General features: G+C 60.4%; 17 protein-coding genes. 8 read left to right on the forward strand and 9 right to left on the reverse strand.

Annotated features, from left to right (window positions below):
- Positions 1-260: 260 nt before the first annotated feature.
- Positions 261-890 carry an ATP-dependent Clp endopeptidase proteolytic subunit ClpP gene (clpP, locus tag QTL94_RS05155; RefSeq protein ID WP_065694114.1) on the reverse strand — a complete coding sequence of 210 codons (630 nt, stop codon included), beginning with the start codon at positions 888-890 and terminating at the stop codon, positions 261-263.
- Between the two features lie 383 nt (positions 891-1273).
- Between clpP and QTL94_RS05160 the strand changes: the two genes are divergently transcribed.
- Together QTL94_RS05160 and QTL94_RS05165 are read left to right on the forward strand one after the other, a co-directional pair.
- Complete coding sequence (locus tag QTL94_RS05160) at positions 1274-2524, forward strand: GGDEF domain-containing protein (RefSeq protein WP_289800808.1); 1251 nt, start codon at positions 1274-1276, stop codon at positions 2522-2524.
- Between the two features lie 49 nt (positions 2525-2573).
- Complete coding sequence (locus tag QTL94_RS05165; protein WP_289800809.1) at positions 2574-3827, forward strand: cytochrome P450; 1254 nt, start codon at positions 2574-2576, stop codon at positions 3825-3827.
- Positions 3828-3918: 91 nt separating this feature from the next.
- On the opposite strand, the gene QTL94_RS05170 is transcribed toward QTL94_RS05165, so the two are convergent.
- Positions 3919-5253, reverse strand: a complete 1335-nt coding sequence (locus QTL94_RS05170) for a dicarboxylate/amino acid:cation symporter (protein WP_198928764.1) — start codon at positions 5251-5253, stop codon at positions 3919-3921.
- Between the two features lie 236 nt (positions 5254-5489).
- Here QTL94_RS05170 and QTL94_RS05175 point away from each other — a divergent pair, with 236 nt between their 5' ends.
- Both QTL94_RS05175 and QTL94_RS05180 read left to right on the forward strand, forming a co-directional pair.
- Complete coding sequence (locus tag QTL94_RS05175; protein WP_289800810.1) at positions 5490-7352, forward strand: sensor histidine kinase; 1863 nt, start codon at positions 5490-5492, stop codon at positions 7350-7352.
- Complete coding sequence (locus QTL94_RS05180) at positions 7349-8713, forward strand: sigma-54-dependent transcriptional regulator (protein ID WP_289800811.1); 1365 nt, start codon at positions 7349-7351, stop codon at positions 8711-8713. The genes QTL94_RS05175 and QTL94_RS05180 overlap by 4 nt, the downstream gene beginning before the upstream one ends.
- Positions 8714-8741: 28 nt before the next feature.
- Here the strand turns inward: QTL94_RS05180 and QTL94_RS05185 are convergent, their stop codons facing one another.
- Positions 8742-9545 (reverse strand): SDR family NAD(P)-dependent oxidoreductase, encoded by an 804-nt coding sequence (locus QTL94_RS05185; RefSeq protein ID WP_289800812.1) that lies wholly within the window; start codon positions 9543-9545, stop codon positions 8742-8744.
- A gap of 153 nt (positions 9546-9698) precedes the next feature.
- Here QTL94_RS05185 and QTL94_RS05190 point away from each other — a divergent pair, with 153 nt between their 5' ends.
- Entirely contained in the window at positions 9699-10214 is a 516-nt protein-coding gene (locus QTL94_RS05190; RefSeq protein ID WP_289800813.1) for a MarR family winged helix-turn-helix transcriptional regulator, read from the forward strand.
- 19 nt (positions 10215-10233) lie between these two features.
- Here QTL94_RS05190 and QTL94_RS05195 read toward each other — a convergent pair whose 3' ends face one another.
- The 5 genes from QTL94_RS05195 to QTL94_RS05215 all read right to left on the reverse strand — a co-directional run bounded on the left by QTL94_RS05195 (position 10234) and on the right by QTL94_RS05215 (position 14003).
- Entirely contained in the window at positions 10234-10578 is a 345-nt protein-coding gene (locus QTL94_RS05195; RefSeq protein WP_289800814.1) for a cupin domain-containing protein, read from the reverse strand.
- Positions 10579-10741: 163 nt separating this feature from the next.
- Positions 10742-11683: an HlyD family secretion protein gene (locus QTL94_RS05200; protein WP_289800815.1), complete on the reverse strand. Its 942-nt coding sequence runs from the start codon at positions 11681-11683 to the stop codon at positions 10742-10744.
- Positions 11680-11925 carry a DUF3302 domain-containing protein gene (locus QTL94_RS05205; RefSeq protein ID WP_289800816.1) on the reverse strand — a complete coding sequence of 82 codons (246 nt, stop codon included), beginning with the start codon at positions 11923-11925 and terminating at the stop codon, positions 11680-11682. Before QTL94_RS05205 ends, QTL94_RS05200 begins: the two co-directional genes overlap by 4 nt.
- Before the next feature lie 253 nt (positions 11926-12178).
- Positions 12179-13462, reverse strand: a complete 1284-nt coding sequence (locus QTL94_RS05210; protein ID WP_113522503.1) for an O-acetylhomoserine aminocarboxypropyltransferase — start codon at positions 13460-13462, stop codon at positions 12179-12181.
- Positions 13463-13574: 112 nt separating this feature from the next.
- On the reverse strand, positions 13575-14003 hold the full coding sequence (locus QTL94_RS05215; protein ID WP_289800817.1) for a CoA-binding protein: 429 nt from the start codon (positions 14001-14003) through the stop codon (positions 13575-13577).
- Positions 14004-14122: 119 nt separating this feature from the next.
- On the opposite strand from QTL94_RS05215, the gene QTL94_RS05220 reads away from it, so the two are divergent.
- A complete protein-coding gene (locus QTL94_RS05220) occupies positions 14123-14455 on the forward strand; it encodes a hypothetical protein (protein ID WP_065690175.1) in 333 nt (110 codons plus the stop codon).
- Between the two features lie 406 nt (positions 14456-14861).
- Positions 14862-15698, forward strand: coding sequence for an EamA family transporter (locus QTL94_RS05225; RefSeq protein WP_289800818.1), 837 nt, complete (start codon positions 14862-14864; stop codon positions 15696-15698).
- Between the two features lie 7 nt (positions 15699-15705).
- Here QTL94_RS05225 and QTL94_RS05230 read toward each other — a convergent pair whose 3' ends face one another.
- Entirely contained in the window at positions 15706-16539 is an 834-nt protein-coding gene (locus QTL94_RS05230; RefSeq protein WP_289800819.1) for an enoyl-CoA hydratase, read from the reverse strand.
- Positions 16540-16611: 72 nt separating this feature from the next.
- Here QTL94_RS05230 and QTL94_RS05235 point away from each other — a divergent pair, with 72 nt between their 5' ends.
- The gene (locus QTL94_RS05235; protein WP_289800820.1) at positions 16612-17043 is read left to right on the forward strand and encodes a PaaI family thioesterase; all 432 of its coding nucleotides are present in this window, start codon (positions 16612-16614) and stop codon (positions 17041-17043) included.
- Positions 17044-17063: the final 20 nt, after the last annotated feature.

The following is a 17063-nucleotide window of genomic DNA, read 5'->3' on the forward strand; positions in this document are numbered from 1 at the left end:
AAATGACGGTCCACTCATTGGCCTACTCCACTCTTGGAGTTCCAGCCGGCCAGGGCCGTTAAGGGGTACGAACCGGGTCCAAGCTATGCTGTCCTGGTTCCGGTGGCAACGAATTCCCCTTCGAATGCCGAATGCTATGTCATAAAAATTCAACATAGCATTAATACTTGAGATTGCCTCACCCGCCACCGGGTTTATTCCCTTGTTCGATCACAAATGAGATAGAACTGTGGCGGATAAAACACCATCCCTAGTTCTCACTAGGCCGCGTCGCCTTCGATTTCGGCGCGCGACGTCAGAACCTTGTCGATAACGCCCCAGTCGCGAGCTTCCGTTGCATCCATGAAATGGTCGCGATCGAGCGTCTTTTCAACTTCGTCGTACGTGCGGCCGGTATGCTTGACGTACACTTCGTTGAGGCGGCGCTTCATCTTGAGGATATCGCGCGCATGACGCTCGATGTCCGACGCCTGACCCTGAAAGCCACCGGACGGCTGGTGAACCATGATGCGGGAGTTCGGTGTAGCGAAGCGCATGTCCTTGTCGCCAGCCGCCAGAAGCAGCGAGCCCATCGACGCGGCCTGACCGATGCAGAGCGTCGACACGGCCGGCTTGATGAACTGCATCGTGTCGTAGATCGCCATGCCTGCGGTCACAACGCCACCAGGAGAATTGATGTAGAGCGCGATTTCCTTCTTCGGGTTTTCGGCCTCGAGGAAGAGAAGCTGGGCGCAAACGAGCGTCGCCATGTGATCCTCGACCGGGCCCGTCAGGAAGATGATGCGTTCCTTGAGCAAGCGCGAATAGATGTCGTAGGAGCGTTCACCGCGATTGGTCTGTTCCACAACCATCGGCACGAGGGCCATAGCGGTATCGACTGGGTTTCTCATGTGCGTCCTTTGTCAACGTCTTTCCGGCCCGACGCCGGGAATCAAAGAAAATGCCTTCTCCCTACATAGAACTTCCCTACCCTTCTCTTCAAGACGCGCCAGCGGATAACGTTAAGAGGGCGGGCATCCATGTGGAATCACTTGGGCCTGCTGGCGAGCGTATTGTTCGAAACTGTCGACAATAGCGATCCGCCGTCGTGCTGCCGCACAGCTTTTCTCTGCAGCAAGATGAAGGAATGCTAAATCCTGCCCTCACAGTGTGCAGCGTTTACCTCACGGAAAGCCTATCGCCGGATAAATGGCGCCGGCCATCGACGGGCGGCGGGCGATTAAGGAAGTCACCAGTAACTTCGGCGAGTATGCGGCCAACAAGAGGTATTGCCGTGTTCAATGTTACAACGGGTCTGGCCATCTGGTGCTCAGAGGCCATGACGCTCGCCCTGGTGGCCTTCATGGCCTGGCGCCATGATGTCCGCAACAAATCCTATCTCTACTGGGGCTATGGCTTTCTGCTCAGCGCCATCGGTTTCGCGATGGTGGCATTGCGCGGCCACATTGCCGACTTCCTCTCGATCGAGCTCGGCAACGCGATTGCCTTGACCGGCCAGAGTGCATGGGCGGCGGGCTACCTCGCGCTCGACAAGCGGAAGATGGAGTGGTGGATCTTCCTCCCTCCTCTGATATGGGTCGCGGGTATCTTCCTGCCCTGGGTGAACGAGGACTACCCCAACCGCGTCATTCTTTACAATCTTGCCTCCGCGGCCGGAGCGACTTCGCTCCTCATGGCTATAAACGGACCGAATCTCCAGGCCGAGCCGACGCGCGCCAAACTGGCGGTGCTTTTCCTCGCCCAGAGTGGCCTCTGCTTCAGTACAGCCGTGATCATGGCTATCGCGGCGCCCACGGATGTACAGGCAGCCAATTACGCCGGCGCAGCCGCCATGGGCACGGCATTCCTTCTGACGCTTGCCTGCGCCCTGACCGCGCGGGTCATCATGGAGCGTTCCGAGCGCCAATTGCGGTTGCTCAGCCTGACCGACACACTGACCGGCGTCTTGAACCGACGCGGTCTGTTCGGGCAGTTCGACCCGATCAGATTGCGTGCCTTCGAAGAAGGGCGGCAGGTTGCGGTGTTGCTGTTCGACCTCGACAACTTCAAGCGTATCAACGATCGCTTCGGCCACCAGGCAGGCGACGTCGTCCTGACTGCCTTTGCTCGCATGACACGCCAATACGTGCCAACCGGCGCCTTCGGACGCATGGGTGGCGAAGAGTTCGCAGCGTTTGCGAGCGTCGGGGACCAGACGGAAGCCGAAGCACTTGCCGAAGCGATGCGGACCGAATTCTGTCGCGCTCCCATCAGTACCGGCGACGCGATCATTCCCGCCACCGTCAGCATTGGCGTAGCGATCGCACCGCCGGTGGAAGCGAACATGGACAAGCTGGTTTCCGCTGCCGATCGCGCATTGTACGCGGCCAAGGGTGCCGGGCGAAACTGCACCGTGATCTTCGGAGAGACGGAAGCGGCCGCACCCGCGCCGGTAGAGCCGGATCACCGGCGCGGTGAGCTTGTCCCGACCGTCGACGACCAAGTCCACGCGCTTCGCCGGGTCGGATCGCTTTCCAGAGGTTGAACGGCGCGCGCTCTTTTCGAGGCTCGGCAAATCCGCTAAGCCTCGAAATATGATGATACCGCCTTTTATTTCGATCGATCCCGCCACTCGTCGCGTCTCTCTCGACGCCAGCAATCCAGCCTTCTACGGCAACCCCAACGCCGCCTATGCGGCGTTGCACGCTCATTGTCCGACCTTCTATTGGGAAGAGCAGAAGCAATGGTTCTTCACTGGCTACGACCATGTGAACGCCCTGTTGCGCGACCGCCGCTTCGGCCGTCAGATCCTGCATATCGCGAGCCGCGAAGAACTCGGCCTGCCCGAGCCCGACCAGCACGTCGCAAACTTCGACCTCGCCGAACGCTTCTCCCTGCTCGAGCTGGAGCCGCCTGAACACACGCGGCTAAGAACGCTCGTCAATCGCGCCTTCGTCTCCCGCCACGTCGAAAAAATGAAACCCGAGCTTGCCGAGCTGGCCAACCGGCTGATCGACACATTCGAGAAGAGTGGTGAAGTCGAGCTGCTTTCGGCCTTCGCCGACATCATTCCGGTCACGATGATCGCCCGCATGATCGGCATCCCGGAAGAGATGGGGCCGCAACTGCTGAAATGGTCGCACGCCTATATTCGCATGTACCTCTTCGGCCGGACGCGTGCCGACGAGGACGGCGCCGACAAGGCGGCCAAGGAATTCTCGGATTACGTGAAAACCGTGATCGCGGAACGACGCGCCAATCCGCGGGACGACCTGCTGACGCACATGATCCACACCGAACACAAGGGGCAGTACCTCACCGAGGACGAACTCGTGTCGACGACGATCGTTCTGTTGAACGCCGGGCACGAAGCGACGGTCCACCAGATCGGCAACTCCGTCCGCATGATCCTCGACAGCGGCCTAGACCCCGCAGCACTCTTCAAGGACGAAGCGACGACCGAACGGACGGTGGAAGAAACGCTGCGCATCTGTGCGCCCGTCCACATTTTCCAGCGCTGGGCGCTTGAGCCTGTCGAAATCGACGGCATTTCATTCAAGCGCGGAGACAAGGTCAGCCTGATCCTGGCGGCGGCGAATCTCGACCCTGCGAAGTTCACTGACCCGCTGACGTTCACGCCCGGCCGCAACGAGGCGCCCAACCTGTCGTTCGGCGCCGGCATCCACTTCTGCATCGGCGCACCGCTCGCACGCCTGGAGCTCAATGTCGTGCTGCCGATCCTGTTCGAACGCCTGCCCGGCCTGAAGATCGCCGAGACGCCAAAGGTGAAGGACGTCTATCACTTCCATGGCCTGGACCGGCTCGATCTCAGCTGGCCGACCAAATAAAACGACCGCACTCCCCTTCGGGAGTGCGGCCATCCGCCTTGGGAGGCACAGCTGCCGCGGTGACGGCAGGCTGTTCGTTGGTTCGTTTGCCTTATTCGGCCGCCTGCAGCACCGGAACCGGCTGATCGAGCTCTTCCGGCAGCTGGCCAGCCATGGCGGCAGCGAACTTTTCGCGGTCGAGTTCATTTTCCCAGCGGGCAACAACAACGGTAGCAACCGCATTGCCGACGAAGTTGGTCAATGCGCGGCATTCTGACATGAAGCGGTCAATGCCAAGGATGAGGGCCATGCCGGCGACCGGAACCGACGGAACGACCGACAGCGTGGCCGCGAGCGTAATGAAGCCGGCACCGGTGATACCGGCAGCGCCCTTGGAACTCAGCATCGCTACCGCCAGCAGCAGGATCTGATCGCCGAGCGACAGGTGAATGTCCGTTGCCTGGGCGATGAAGAGCGCCGCCAGCGTCATGTAGATATTGGTGCCGTCGAGGTTAAACGAATAGCCGGTCGGGATAACGAGGCCGACGACCGAGCGCTTGCAGCCGGCGCGTTCCATCTTCTGCATCAGGCCCGGCAGAGCCGCTTCGGACGAAGATGTGCCGAGGACGAGCAGCAGCTCTTCCTTGATGTAGCGGATCAGCGCCAGGATCGAGAAGCCGTTATAGCGAGCGACGGCACCGAGCACGACGATCACGAAGATGATCGACGTCAGATAGAACGTGCCGATCAGCATCGCGAGATTGGCGATGGAGCCGATACCGTATTTGCCGATCGTGAATGCCATCGCACCGAACGCGCCGATCGGGGCGGCCTTCATCAGCACGGCCACCAGCTTGAACACCGGTGCGGTCAGTGCCTGCAGAAAATCGACGACCGGACGTCCGCGATCACCGACCATGGCCAGCGCGATGCCGAACAGAACCGAGAAGAACAGCACCTGCAGAATGTCACCATCCGCGAATGCGCCCACGATGGTGTTCGGGATGATGTTCATGAGAAAGCCGGTGACGGTCGCGTCATGGGCCTTTTCCGTATAGCTGGCGACAGCCTTGGCATCGAGCGTCGCCGGATCGATGTGCATCCCTGCGCCCGGCTGCACGACATTGGCAACGACAAGTCCGACGGCGAGTGCAAGCGTCGAGAAGACGAGGAAGTAGAGCATCGCCTTGCCGGCGACGCGACCGACCTTCTGCAGGTCCGACATGCCCGCAATACCCGTTGCGACGGTAAGGAAGATAACCGGCGCAATGATCATCTTCACCAGCTTGATGAAGGCATCACCGAGCGGCTTCAGCGCCGTGCCGATGTCAGGATAGAAGTGGCCGAGCAGGATGCCCGCCGCAATGGCAGCAAGAACCTGAACGTAGAGATGCCGATAAAATGGAACCTTGCCGCGCACCTGCGCGGTTGGAAGTGCTACACCCATAGTGTCCTCCATCGCGCCCCAAACCAGATCGGCCTCCCGGGGCAGTTTCGTTGATCGATCAACAGCGCGTGCTGTTTGCTGATCTTTTGCAACGCGCGTGCCAGTTCACGGACGGGACGACAGGGCTATGATTTTAAACATTCTTTTTGATTCAACAGAGATCCAGTTGCGGGAATTAGGCGACATTCCGCACAAATTCATTTGACGGACGTGCGAAATTACGCACAAGGTTGGAGATGACCTCGCCTACCCAGATCGCGGACTTCCAACTTGTGATGAAGGCTGGCCGGCAGGCGCGGCGAAGCTGGATCGTGTTCGCCTGCCTCGCGCTCGCCCTGCTTTCGGCAGGTTTTGTCGGCGCGGAATTCTATGGGCGCCGCTCGGCGATCGAGGCACTCGAAAACCAGAGCCGCAGCGATGCCGGACTGAAGGTCGCGTTGTTGAATGCCGTGCTTGAGCGGCCTCGCGCGCTGCCTTTCCTGCTGGCGGAGGATCAGCAGGTTCTGGATGCGCTGTCATCGTCCAAGCCCGACGCCGTCGACATCTTGAACCGCAAGCTGGAACGCCTCGTATCGGGCACGCAGGCTGCCGTCCTCTACGTCATCGGCACCGATGGCATCGCCATCGCCTCGAGCAACTGGCGGGAGCCGGTCAGCTTCGTTGGAAACGACTATACCTTTCGCGACTATTACCAGCGGGCGATGGAACAGGGCACGGCCGAGCATTTCGCACTCGGCAGCGTCAGCAAGCGACCCGGGCTCTATATCTCGCGCCGTGTCGGCAACGAGACGAAGCCGCTCGGTGTCGTGGTCGTCAAGCTGGAGTTCGACCGGCTCGAGGATGACTGGCGCGACGCACGGCGACCCGTCTATGTCACCGATGATCATGGGGTCGTTCTCATCACCAGCATCCCGTCGTGGCGCTTCATGACGGCGACACCCATCCCGCAGGAAGACCTTACATCCATTCGCAACAGCCTCCAGTTCGGCGACGCACCGCTGACGCCGTTGCCGATCATGCGTCCGCGAAACATCGATACAGAGACCGCACTGGTTTCCGCTGTTCTTCCCGGCAGCGGCGAGGCGGAATATTTGCGGCTTTTCGCGGCGGTGCCGACGACGCCCTGGCGACTTGAATATCTTGTCCCGACCGCAGCGCCGATTGCGTCGGCGGTGAGAGAGGCGCGTCTTCTGACGCTCGCCGCACTCCTTCCCATTCTTGCAGTGGCCGCTTTTCTTCTGCGACGACGGCAGGTCGCGGCAATGACGATCGCGGTGGAACAGGCGATGCGTGAAGAGCTGGAGCGACGCGTGGAGGAGCGTACGGTCGATCTCAGCCGCGCACGCGACCGCCTTCAGGCGGAGATTTCCGATCACCGGGACACGGAGGCTCGATTGCAGGGTGTGCAACAGGACCTTGTGCAGGCAAACCGCCTCGCCATCCTGGGACAGGTTGCGGCAGGCGTGGCCCACGAGATCAACCAGCCCGTCGCCACCATCCGCGCCTATGCCGACAACGCACGCGTTTTCCTCGACCGGAAGCAGACGGAGCCGGTTCAGGAAAATCTGGAAGCGATCGCGGCTCTGACGGAGCGCATCGGCACGATCACCGAGGAACTGAAGGCCTTCGCACGCAAGGGCCGGACGGCGCCGGAACCAGTCATCTTGCGCGATGTCATCGACGGAGCCGTTGTTCTGTTGAAGAGCCGCTTTTCTGGCCAGCTGGATGCGCTTGTCATTCAGCCGGCGCCGTCCGGCCTACGCGTTCTCGGCAACCGGGTCCGGCTAGAGCAGATCCTCATCAATCTCTTCCAGAATGCGCTCGAAGCTCTCGATGGCCGCAGCGGCGGCAAGGTGGAGATTTCAGTCGCGGAAACGGCGGCCGAGGTCGCGATCACCGTTGCCGATAATGGCCCCGGGATACCGCCTGAAATTCTGAACTCGCTTTTCACTCCGTTCAACACCTCGAAGGAAAAGGGCCTGGGGCTCGGCCTCGTGATCGCCAAGGACATCGTCGCCGACTATGGAGGGCGCATCGATGTCTCCAGCAGTGCCGATGGCACCAAGTTTACAGTTCATCTCGTGAAGGTGACATCATGACCGACGCAGCACCGATCTATCTTGTCGACGACGACAAGGAGCTCCTCCGGGCAACCAAGCAAACGCTGGAGCTTGCCGGGTTCAGCGTCTCAGCGTTTTCCGCAGCGAGCGATGCTCTGGCGGCGCTCGATGCCGATTTCGCCGGGATCGTGGTCTCTGATATCAGGATGCCGCAAATCGACGGGCTGGAACTTTTCAACCGCGTGCGGCATCAGGATGCCGACCTGCCGGTCATCCTGATGACCGGCCATGGCGACATCCCCATGGCGGTGAAGGCCATTCAGGACGGCGTCTACGACTTCATTACTAAGCCGTTTCCGGCCGACCGGCTGGTGCAAAGCGTTCGCCGGGCTGTCGAGAAACGCCGCCTGATCCTGGAAAACCGTGCCCTGCGCAAAGCCAGCGAGCAGGTTCGCGACGATCTCCCCCTGATCGGCCAGACGCCGGCGATGGAGCGGTTGCGCCGAACGCTGCGCCAGATCGCGGATACCGACGTCGATGTTCTTGTCACAGGGGAAACTGGCAGCGGCAAGGAGGTTGTTGCCAGCCTCCTGCATCAATGGAGCCGCCGGGCAGCTGGCAACTTCGTCGCGCTCAACTGCGGCGCCCTGCCCGAGACAGTTATCGAAAGCGAACTCTTCGGGCATGAGGCGGGAGCCTTCACCGGCGCGCAGAAGAAGCGCGTCGGCCGCATCGAGCATGCGAGTGGCGGCACGCTGTTTCTTGACGAAATCGAGAGCATGCCGCCATCGACACAGGTGCAGATGCTGCGCGTGCTTGAGATGCGCGAGGTCACGCCTCTCGGCACGAATGACGTCAGGCCCGTGGACCTTCGTGTCGTCGCCGCCGCGAAGATCGATCTTGGGGACCCCAAGGAGCGAGGCAGCTTTCGTGAGGATCTGTACTACCGGCTGAATGTCGTGACGATCTCCATTCCGCCACTGAGAGACCGGCGCGACGATATCCCGCTTCTCTTCGGTTATTTTGCCGAGCGAGCCGGGAATCGGTTCAAACGCGATGTGCCGACAGCGTCAGCAGCGGTCCATCGCCATCTGCGGGATCACAGCTGGCCGGGCAACGTGCGCGAGCTTTCCCACTTTGCCGAACGCTTCGTGCTTGGGGTAGAGCAGGCCGCGGGGGGCATGGTCCGCGCGGCAGCGGTGGAGGACGGCCCCCTGCCACTCCCCGATCGCATGGAGCGATATGAGGCCGGCATCATCCGCGAGACTCTCGACGCCAACGGAGGCGACGTGAGGCGGACGATTGCCGACCTCGGCATTCCGCGCAAGACCTTTTACGACAAGCTGCAGCGGCACGGCATTGTCCGGGCCGACTTTGCTCAATCGGGTGGCGGCGAATGAAGGGCCGCCTGCACCAGATGCGGGTCTTTCAACCGGCGGCGACGCCGTAGCGGACAGCCGGCTTGTCGCGCGAGAGATTGGGCCGCAGCGCCATGCGCGCCGCGTTCAGCGCAACCAGGTCCTGATCGTCCGGCAGCGACGGGATCGTCACCAGCTCGCCCTGATCGAGGCCCGCAAGAGCAGCATCCACCATGTCGGTGACATCCATCACCATTGATGGCGGGAAGGCGTCGGTCGACAGGCCAGCGCGCTCGAAAATCTCCGTCCGCGTCAGTCCCGGCAGGACAGCCTGGACCTTGACGCCTTTCTCCGCCGTTTCGGCATGGATGCCCTGGGTAAGGTTGAGCACGAAGGCCTTGGTGGCGCTGTAGGTACCGTTGAACTGCTCCGGGATGAAGGCGACCACCGAGGCTATGTTGACGATCGCTCCCCTGCCCCTTGCGGCAAATGCCTGGGCGGCGGCGACGGCAAGGCGGTTTACCGCGACGACGTTCAGTTCGATCATCTTTTCCAGATAATCGGCATCGTCAGCGAGGAGCTTGCCCTTGGGGCCAACGCCGGCGTTGTTGACGAGCAAAGTGATGGTCTCGTCCTCGCGCAGGCGCTGCTCGACCACACGCACATCCGCTTTCTCCGTGAGATCGGCGCGCAGCACATTCACTTGCACGCCCTGCTCCTTCGCCAACTTTTCCGCCAGCGCAGAGAGGCGACCGGCATCGCGCGCGACCAGCAGCAGGTCATAACCGCGCTTGGCCAGGCGATCGGCATAGGTGGCGCCGATGCCGGACGAGGCACCGGTTACGAGGGCAGTTCCGAGATTGGAGCGGGACATTGCAGCATTCCTTTCGGTTTTTGGAATTTACTGGTATATGCCACTATATTGATCCATGATCGCGATTGTGCAAGGGCTTTCATTCAAAAATTGCGGTCGCTGCGATTGACTGATCGTCAACGCACGGAGGACAACAGCCGCGGAGGCAACGAGATGAATGAAAAAAGACAAGAGCCAGGCGTGTGGAGCTACTGCAGCAACGGGGCACTGAAACGTGCGTCCCGCCAGCTTGGCCAGCTTTACGAAGATATCCTTGCGCCGAGCGGGCTGAGGATCACCCAGTACACATTGCTGACCCAGATCAAGATCGGAAAAGAGACGCCGCTGAAGCTGCTGGCCGAAACCATGGTCATGGACCTCTCCGCACTCGGCCACACGCTGAAGCCACTCTTGCGCGATGGCCTCGTGGAACTCGTGCCGGACGCGCAGGACCGCCGCGTGAAACGCGTGCGCCTGACAGATGCCGGCAACGAACTCTGGACGAAGACGAACATCTTGTGGCGAGACGCGCAGGCCCGCTTCGACGCAGCGTTCGGAAAGGAAGCGTCTGAGGCGCTTCGGCAGACCATGGACCTGATCTCATCGCCGAACTTCGCCCGCGCATTTGCCAGCGCTGACCACGCATCCGAGGATGTCGCCACCGCCAACGCGCAGCGAACCCAAAGGTGAGTGCGCGACGGTCGGTTGGCTACAGCCTGATCACATAGTCCTTGCGAGTCGTTTCAACGACTTCCCAGGTCCCCTTAAAGCCCGGCCTGAGGACCATTCGGTCGCCCGCTCGAAGCTGAACGGCGTCGCCACCATCTTCGGTCACGATCGAATGACCGGACAATACGTTGAAATATTCCCATTCATCGTAGGCGACGCGCCATTTGCCCGGCGTCGCTTCCCATATGCCCGCGTAGAGAACGCCATCGACGTCTTCGAGATTCCACGTCCTGAACTGAGGATTGCCGGAAATAATGCGGTCGGCCTCCGGAGCGCCGTGCTCCGCTTCGGCGTCGCTGATGTCGAAAGTGATGTAGTTCGCCATGGGACCTCTGTTGTTCCGCCAGGACGCGCGACCGCCCGCCCGGCGATGAAATTCGTAGCGCAGTGCGGATCGCGTGCGCCCGCGCCGCAAGACCCGTTACGGTTTGTCGATTTGTCACTGTCGCCCAGCCGATGAACAAAAAGCAAGGCGGTTCACCGCCGAGCTAGAAAGGATTGATATAGTTGGTTATCGCGATCTGTCGCAGTAGCACCTTTCTGATGACATGCGCGGCCTCGACATGGCTCGTATAGATCGCCGCCGTGCCTGTGCTCCCGGCGGGAAGCCTGCCCGCAATGCTATCGTCATCCAGCTTGATCCGGACGACCAGCGGCAGATTCTGAATGGCCTTTGATGTCACCGCAGAGCCGGACGTCTGCGTCTGTCCTGTCGATACGGCCTGGAGAATGCTTTCCACCTTCCCGGTATAGACCTTGCCCGGCATGAACTTGAAGGTGATCTCGGCCATCTGGCCAGGTTCCAGATAGCGCGCATCGATCTGGGGAACCTCGACGCCGATGATCGTCTCGGAGGTATCTATGAACGCCATGACGGGCGACAGTGGGAGGCTGGAGACCCGTGCGCCGGTCCGCAGCGCCACGTTGGTCACGTATCCGTCAGCTGGGGCTCGCACCACCGTCTTGTCGAGGTTCCATTTCGCCTCGGTGATTTCAGCGGCGAGTTGGTCGGCTTCGGCTTGGGCCTGTTCGACATCGAAACCGCGACCGGCACCGGTCGTGCGCAGCCTCGTTGTTTCCGATAACCGCAGCTTGGCGAGCTCGAGTTGCGCCGCGAGCGCGTCCAGCTTCGCCTGATAGGGAACGGGGTCGATACGGAAGAGGACGTCGCCGGCCTTCAGCGGCGTGTTCGCCTTCACCGGAACATCGACCACCTCGCCTGCCACATCAGGAACGATTGCCACCGAGTTGCGGACAACCAGGGCCGCACCCTGCGGCGCGCCCCAGTTCATCGGAATGAAAAGGCCGATCAGCAGCAACAGGAAGACGATGACCGGCGAGATCTTCCAGAACAGGTTGAACCGAACAATGCAGAATTTCACGAGGCAGAACAGGATGACCAAATAGACGTTCAGCAGGACAACGATCATTGCGCCTTCTCCGCGTTCGCAGCCCGCGGCGCGTCGACGTGTGCCCAGATCAGCACCAGCGGCCAAAGGGCAAAGCCGAAGAACAGCGTCACCCAACCGCCCACGGTGACGGCAGCGGCCCAGGGATGGTTGCGCCGCTTTGCGATCATCCCTGGCAACATTGCGAGAAAGACAATGACGGCCACAGTACTGGCAACGAGAACGATCAGCACGATCCAGGCGAATACGTCTACGATACTCATCATCCAAGATCCTTGAGAGGAATAGGCACATCACCGCCGAAATCCGAGGGTGCGCAGCGCTCAGTCTGGGCGATGGTGGGATTGTGGTGGCGCGGCCACTTCACGCAAGTACGTAACAGTAAATGCCGGCGTTAATTGTCCACGGTAGTCGCAACGCGTAGCGTGAGGACCGGGCGGGTGGCATGGCCAGATACGAAATCGGGCTCCAGCCAGTGGCTGGAGCCCGACGTTGTGCTTCTGAAACTCAGAGGCTTCAGACCTTGGCGAGCGACTGCTCGAGGTCGGCGATTATGTCCTTCACGTCCTCGATACCGATCGACAGACGAACGACATCAGGGCCGGCGCCGGCCGCGATCTTCTGCTCATCCGTCAGCTGGCGATGCGTGGTCGATGCTGGGTGGATGACGAGCGAGCGGGTATCACCGATGTTGGCGAGGTGCGAGAAGAGCTGGAGATTTTCGACGAGCGACTTGCCTGCTTCGTAGCCGCCCTTCACGCCGAAGGTGAAGACCGAGCCCGCACCCTTCGGGGAATAGCGCTTCTGCAGGGCGTGGTTCGGGTCATCCTCCAGGCCGGCATAGTTGACCCAGGCGATCTTGCTGTGCGCCTTCAGCCATTTCGCCACGGCAGCGGCATTTTCGCTGTGACGCTGCATGCGAAGCGGCAGCGTCTCGATACCGGTCAGGATCAGGAACGCATTGAACGGCGAAATTGCCGGGCCGAGATCGCGCAAGCCAAGGACGCGGCATGCAATTGCAAAGGCGAAATTGCCGAAGGTCGAATGCAGCACGACGCCGTTGTACTCCGGCCGAGGGCTCGACAGCATCGGGTAGTTGCCGGACTTCGACCAGTCGAACGTGCCGCCATCGACGATGATGCCACCCATCGAATTGCCGTGGCCACCGAGGAACTTGGTCAGCGAGTGAACGACGATGTCGGCGCCGTGCTCGATCGGGCGAATGAGATAGGGGCTGGCCATCGTGTTGTCGACGATGAGCGGCAGACCGTGCTTGTGGGCGACTTCCGCAATCGCCGCGATGTCGACGAACGTGCCGCCGGGGTTCGCCAAGCTCTCGATGAAGATCGCACGGGTCTTTTCGTCGATCTGGCTTTCGAAGCTTGCAGGATCTGCCGGATCGGCCCAACGAACCTGCCAGCCGAAATTATCGAAGGCATGGCCGAACTGGTTGATGGAACCGCCGTAGAGGCGCTTGGCGGCGACGAAATTCTCGCCGGGCCGCAAGATGGTGTGAAAAACGATCATCTGCGCCGCATGACCCGAGGCTACGGCGAGCGCCGCGGTGCCACCCTCCAGTGCCGCAACGCGCTCTTCAAGCACGGCCTGCGTCGGGTTCATGATGCGCGTATAGATATTTCCGAACTGCTGCAGGCCGAACAAGGCAGCCGCATGGTCCGCATCGTTAAAGACATATGCCGTCGTCTGATAAATCGGTGTCGCACGGGCACCGGTTGCGGGGTCTGGCTTGGCCCCAGCGTGAATCGCCAACGTATTAAAACCTGGATCGTTATTGCTCATGCAGTCCTCCCATACTTTTCAATAGAATGGGGCGGAGCATAGCGGACGATCTCGAAAAGTTAATTGCTATCCGTTTCAACCGAAAGGCGTTTGGCGGAAAATTTTCTCGCACTCACCCCAGAAGGCGCGGATACTCGATGGCCGGGCAGCGGTTCATGACGACCTTGATCCCGCCAGCCTCGGCTCGTTCGGCCGCCGCATCATCGCGGACGCCAAGCTGCGCCCATATCACTTTCGGCCGCGGTTGCATGGCCAACGCCTCATCGACGACCTCGGACAGATATTGCGACGCGCGAAAGACATCGACCATGTCCACCGCAACGGGGACATCCGATAGGCGAGCATTAACGGTCTGCCCGTGTATGGCCTTGCCCGCCTGCCCCGGATTGACCGGTATGACAGTATAGCCGCGCGACAGAAGATAGCCCATCACGCCGTTGCTGGGGCGCGCCGGGTTGGGCGATGCGCCGGTCAAGGCGATCGTCTTCACCGAATGCAAGATGTCGAGAATATAGCTGTCGTCGTATTTGTCGTGATTCATGCTGGGCATCCTCAGGAATGCGGCCATATTTGTGTTATCTCGCCTCGGTTTAGCAAGATACGAAACCAACGGCGAAGTTGATCGTATATAGGCACGATGACGCCCTGGAGGATATGGTGATGAGAAAGACAGTTCTTTTTGTTGCAGCGACCGTTCTGGCTGCATCGCCGGCCATGGCGATCTCGCGCTACAATTCGCTGACGATAACCTGCGACAGGGCGCGCGCGGCCATTCACAACGAAGGCGCCGTGATCTTCCGCTACCCCTCGACGCGGGTTCGCGGCATGGCACTTTTCGATCGTTATATCCGCAACAGCCGCTTTTGCGACGCGAACAAATATGCCGAGTGGACGCGTATTCCGACCAAGGACAATCCGCAGTGCCCTGTTCTGAATTGCCAGAACATAGACAACCTGGACGGGACATTTATCATACCAAACAATTCGCTGTAATTCCTTCGAGCGACGTTTGGAAAGGCCGGGAGCTTAGCCTTTCTGGCACAACCTATTGTATATATCCTCATGATCAGCGAGGAGATCGATTGTGACAGCTTTGTCACACAGCCAGAAATTGTTAACGCCATCCGCATCACTGTTCTGTGTATAACCTGTTTATGTCCGTATTTGTTCACGCATATGTTAGAAACACCGCATAGTTGAATGGACTAGGCTCGTTCGATCGGCTTTTGGTGTACGCCCATCATTTTTGCGTTGAGCCGAGATAAGCCGCAAGTTGCACTCCTGCCAGCATCGGCCAAACGAGCGCTTTTCAGCGCAGCCCATATTGCGATTGCTTTTTCTCCGGCAGGGCGTAACAACCGTCTCCATCGCTCTTCTTACACCATCCGGTAGTCCATTCTTGCCGCTAGATATCATCCTTCTCGTCCTATTCGGGGCGTTGCTCCACGCAACGTGGAATGCCCTCATCAAGGCCGGCACCGACAAGTCGCTCGATGCCAGCCTCGTTTCCGCAGGCGGCGCCGCCTGCGCGCTACCCTTCCTGGCCTTGCTGCCGATGCCGGCATCCGCATCGTGGCCATTCATCGGGGCCTCGGCGATCCTGCAGTTCATCTATTTCCAGCTGGTTGCCGGTGCTTATCGGGCTGGCGACATCGGCCTGGTTTATCCGCTGATGCGAGGCTGCGCGCCCCTCCTGATCGTCGCGACAAGCGGCGTCATCCTCGGCGAAACGCTGTCCGGCGGCGCCCTGATTGGCACCATGACGATCTGTGCCGGCATCCTGACGCTGGCCTGCGAGGCCCGGAAGGGAAGCGGTCATGCCATTCGGCTCGCTCTCGCCAATGCCTTCGTCATTGCGACCTATACCTATGTCGACGGCATCGGCGCCCGACTATCCGGCAACGCAATTTCCTATACGCTGTGGATGTCGCTGCTCCCGCCCGTGCTTCTCTTTTCCTGGGCGATCTGGCGCCGCGGGCTTTTCGCCGTTGCGGTTCATGTCCGCTACAACTGGTGGCGTGGATTGATCGGCGGCGGCGGCTCGATCGCCTCCTATGGCTTGGCACTCTGGGCCATGACCAAGGCCCCGGTGGCAACGGTTGCCGCCCTGCGGGAGACGTCGATCCTCTTTGCCCTCATCATTTCAGTTGTGATCCTGAAAGAAAAAGCGAGCCCGTGGCGCTATCTCGCCGGCGTGATCATCGCCATGGGGGGATTGATCCTGAAGCTGGGGTAGCCGTTGGCTATTCCCCCGTCCACTCCGGCATCCGCTTGCCCAGGAAGGCGCCAATCCCCTCCTCCGCATCCGCGGTCAGCATATTCTCGACCATCACCTGCGCGGCATAGCCATAGGCCTCCTCGACGGGCATTTCGAGCTGGCGGTAGAAGGCTTCCTTGCCGATCCTCAGCGTCAGCGGGGACTTCCCGGCGATCACCGAAGCATATTTGGTGACGACCTGCGTCAGATACTGCTTGGGGACGATGCGATTGACGAGGCCGAAGTCCTTCGCCGTCGATGCGTCGATCGTTTCGCCGGTCAGCAGCATTTCCATCGCCTGCTTGCGGTGAGCCGCACGCGAGATCGCAACCATCGGCGTCGAGCAGAAGAGCCCGATGTTGACGCCTGGGGTGCAGAAGGTGGCCGTATCTGTGCAGATCGCGAGGTCGCAGGAGGCGACAAGCTGGCAGCCGGCGGCCGTGGCCAGACCATCGACTTCGGCAATCACCGGCTTGGGCAGTCGCGCAATCTCCATCATCAGATCCGCGGCAAGAGCAAATGTCTCCTCGAAGAAGGCAACGCCGCCGTCCGCGTCGCCACGATGCTCCGTCAGCTCCTTGAGGTCATGACCGGCGGAAAAAACGGTCCCGGTCGAAGCAATGATCACGATGCGGACATCGTCGTTTTCGGCAGCGTTCTGCAATTCGCCCATCAGCGTCTCGAGAACGGCGATCGACAGCGCATTGGCCGGAGGATTGTTGAGCGTCAGCCGCAATATGCCATCGGAAAGCTGGCGGATCACCAATGCGCCACCATTCGCTTTGCTTGCATCCGTTCGAAACGATACGACTTCTGCCATGGCTGAACTCCTGCATGTTTGCTTCGTACCAACAGTTTTGCCACAAGCGGCCTGGGATTTCGAGGAGAAGCAATGCAACCAGTGATGACAATCGACGAGGTCCACCGATTTCTCGACGCGGATTTTCCACAGATCCACGCCGATGGCCGCATGATGGTGGTAACCGAAATAGCGCCGGGTCGGGCCTCCATACGGCTCGACCCTTCCGACCGACACCTGAGACCCGGTGGAACCCTGTCAGGTCCTGCCCTGTTTACACTGGCCGACGTGACCGCCTACGTGGCTGTGATTGCCCACATCGGCCCCGTGGCGCTGGCCGTGACCACCAATCTCAACATCAACTTCCTGCGACTGCCTCGGTTGCAGCCGACGGTCTGCACATGCCGAATCCTGAAGCTCGGCAGGCGCCTTGCCGTCATTGAAGCTTCGATTTTTCAGGGCGATCCGGAGCATCTAGTCGCCCATGCGACGGCAACATACTCGATTCCGCCTCGAGAAAATTGAGGTATCAAATTACCACATAT

This window comes from Rhizobium sp. S96 (genome assembly GCF_030382195.1).
Taxonomy (GTDB): Bacteria; Pseudomonadota; Alphaproteobacteria; order Rhizobiales; family Rhizobiaceae; genus Rhizobium.

Excerpts from the sequence above, each read along its gene's own strand:
- QTL94_RS05190 (WP_289800813.1), top strand. The coding sequence starts at position 9,699 with ATGAATGAAAAAAGACAAGAGCCAGGCGTGTGGAGCTACTGCAGCAAC.
- QTL94_RS05215 (WP_289800817.1), bottom strand. The coding sequence starts at position 14,003 with ATGAATCACGACAAATACGACGACAGCTATATTCTCGACATCTTGCAT.
- QTL94_RS05220 (WP_065690175.1), top strand. The coding sequence starts at position 14,123 with ATGAGAAAGACAGTTCTTTTTGTTGCAGCGACCGTTCTGGCTGCATCG.
- QTL94_RS05165 (WP_289800809.1), top strand. The coding sequence starts at position 2,574 with ATGATGATACCGCCTTTTATTTCGATCGATCCCGCCACTCGTCGCGTC.
- QTL94_RS05230 (WP_289800819.1), bottom strand. The coding sequence starts at position 16,539 with ATGGCAGAAGTCGTATCGTTTCGAACGGATGCAAGCAAAGCGAATGGT.
- QTL94_RS05200 (WP_289800815.1), bottom strand. The coding sequence starts at position 11,683 with ATGATCGTTGTCCTGCTGAACGTCTATTTGGTCATCCTGTTCTGCCTC.
- QTL94_RS05235 (WP_289800820.1), top strand. The coding sequence starts at position 16,612 with ATGCAACCAGTGATGACAATCGACGAGGTCCACCGATTTCTCGACGCG.
- QTL94_RS05205 (WP_289800816.1), bottom strand. The coding sequence starts at position 11,925 with ATGAGTATCGTAGACGTATTCGCCTGGATCGTGCTGATCGTTCTCGTT.
- QTL94_RS05210 (WP_113522503.1), bottom strand. The coding sequence starts at position 13,462 with ATGAGCAATAACGATCCAGGTTTTAATACGTTGGCGATTCACGCTGGG.
- QTL94_RS05195 (WP_289800814.1), bottom strand. The coding sequence starts at position 10,578 with ATGGCGAACTACATCACTTTCGACATCAGCGACGCCGAAGCGGAGCAC.
- QTL94_RS05175 (WP_289800810.1), top strand. The coding sequence starts at position 5,490 with ATGACCTCGCCTACCCAGATCGCGGACTTCCAACTTGTGATGAAGGCT.
- clpP (WP_065694114.1), bottom strand. The coding sequence starts at position 890 with ATGAGAAACCCAGTCGATACCGCTATGGCCCTCGTGCCGATGGTTGTG.
- QTL94_RS05185 (WP_289800812.1), bottom strand. The coding sequence starts at position 9,545 with ATGTCCCGCTCCAATCTCGGAACTGCCCTCGTAACCGGTGCCTCGTCC.
- QTL94_RS05180 (WP_289800811.1), top strand. The coding sequence starts at position 7,349 with ATGACCGACGCAGCACCGATCTATCTTGTCGACGACGACAAGGAGCTC.
- QTL94_RS05170 (WP_198928764.1), bottom strand. The coding sequence starts at position 5,253 with ATGGGTGTAGCACTTCCAACCGCGCAGGTGCGCGGCAAGGTTCCATTT.